This window comes from Corallococcus sp. CA047B, assembly GCF_003612065.1.
GTDB lineage: Bacteria > Myxococcota > Myxococcia > Myxococcales > Myxococcaceae > Corallococcus > Corallococcus praedator.
Genome location: NZ_RAWD01000636.1, coordinates 1 through 1,663, shown reverse-complemented (window position 1 = coordinate 1,663; position 1,663 = coordinate 1). Strand labels below are relative to the sequence as shown.

The 1,663-nt window shown below is 74.1% G+C and carries 1 protein-coding gene and 1 pseudogene; both read left to right on the top strand.

What is annotated here, in order from left to right:
* A partial coding sequence (locus D7X74_RS41815; RefSeq protein ID WP_199742023.1) for a sigma-54 dependent transcriptional regulator occupies positions 1 to 1,378 on the top strand: 1,378 nt, incomplete at its 5' end.
* Positions 1,375 to 1,663: pseudogene (locus D7X74_RS41810) on the top strand (PAS domain-containing sensor histidine kinase); the annotation flags it as partial. The gene D7X74_RS41815 and the pseudogene D7X74_RS41810, both read left to right, overlap by 4 nt.

The window sequence follows — 1,663 nt, the reverse complement described above, 5'->3', positions numbered from 1 at the left end:
CCCCACCCGCATCCTCGTGGCCGACGACCAGCCGGATGTGCTGGAGGCGCTGCGGCTCCTGCTCAAGCGCGACGGCTACACGGTGGTGAGCGCCCAGTCCCCCTCGGGCGTGCTCGCCACGCTGGACGCGGAGGACGTGGAGCTGGTGCTGATGGACCTCAACTACGCGCGCGACACGACGTCCGGGCGCGAGGGCCTGGACCTGCTCGGCCAGCTTCGCGCGCGGGATGCCCTGCTGCCCGTGGTGGTGATGACCGCGTGGGGCAGCGTGGAGGGCGCGGTGGAGGCGATGCGCGCGGGGGCCCGGGACTACGTGCAGAAGCCCTGGGACAACACGCGCCTCCTGGCCACGCTGCGCACGCAGCTGGAGCTGGCCCGCGCGCTGCGGCGCACCCGGCGGCTGGAGGAGGAGAACCAGCACCTGCGCCGCGAACAGGGCGGACGCTCCCCGCTGGTGGGCGAGTCGCGCGCCATGCTGCCGGTGCGCCGGCTCATCGAACGCGTGGCGCCGTCCGCGGCGCCGGTGCTCGTCACCGGAGAGCACGGCACCGGCAAGGAGGTGGTGGCGCGCCTGCTCCACGCGGCCAGCCCCCGCGCGGACCGGCCCTTCGTCGCCGTGAACTCCGGCGGCCTGTCCGAGGGCGTCTTCGAAAGCGAGCTGTTCGGCCACGTGAAGGGCGCCTTCACCGACGCGAAGACGGACCGCATCGGCTGCTTCGAGCTGGCGGACGGCGGCACGCTCTTCCTGGATGAGATTGGCAACATGCCGCTGGCCCAGCAGGCGAAGCTGCTGCGCGTCCTCCAGACGGGGGAGCTGCACCCGGTGGGCTCGTCGCGCACGCGCAAGGTGGACGTGCGCGTGGTGAGCGCCACCAACGTGGACCTGGGCCGCGCGGTGATTGAAGGCCGGTTCCGCGAGGACCTGCTCTACCGGCTCAACACCGTGGAGGTGCAGCTGCCGCCCCTGCGCGAGCGGCGCGAGGACATCCCGCTGCTCGCCGCGCACTTCCTCGCGGCCCAGGGCCAGCGCTACGGCCGTCCCGGCGTCCACCTGGCGCCGGACGCGCTGGAGGCCCTGATGGCCTACCCGTGGCCGGGCAACGTGCGCGAGCTGGAGCACGCGGTGGAGCGCTCCCTGCTGATGGCGACCGGGGACCGGGTGGCGGCGGAGGACCTGCTGCTCAAGCGCGCCGGGCCGAACAGTGGAGGCTCCGCGCGGCTGGAGGAGATGACGCTGGAGGAGGTGGAGCGCTACCTCATCGAGCGCGCCCTGGGCCGTCAGGACGGCAACGTGAGCGAGGCGGCCAAGGCCCTGGGCCTGTCGCGCAGCGCGCTCTACCGGCGCCTCCAGTACTACGGCATCAAGGGCGCCCGTTGAAGCTCGGGCCGAAGCCCTGGCCGCATGACCTGCGCGTCGTGGGGCTCGCGGTCCTCGCGGCCCTGCCCGCCGTCGTCGTGGCGCTCGCGCTGCTGTGGGCCGGGGACTTCAGCGCCAAGGTGCGCTGGACGCTGTCCGTGCTGGTGGTGTGCGTCCCCGCCGGAGCGTGTCTGGCCCTGCGCGAGCGCGTGGTGCGGCCGCTGCACACGGTGGCGGGCCTGCTGGCCGCGCTGCGCGAGGGTGACTACTCCGTGCGCGGGCGGGGCGAACGCGCGGGGGATGCGC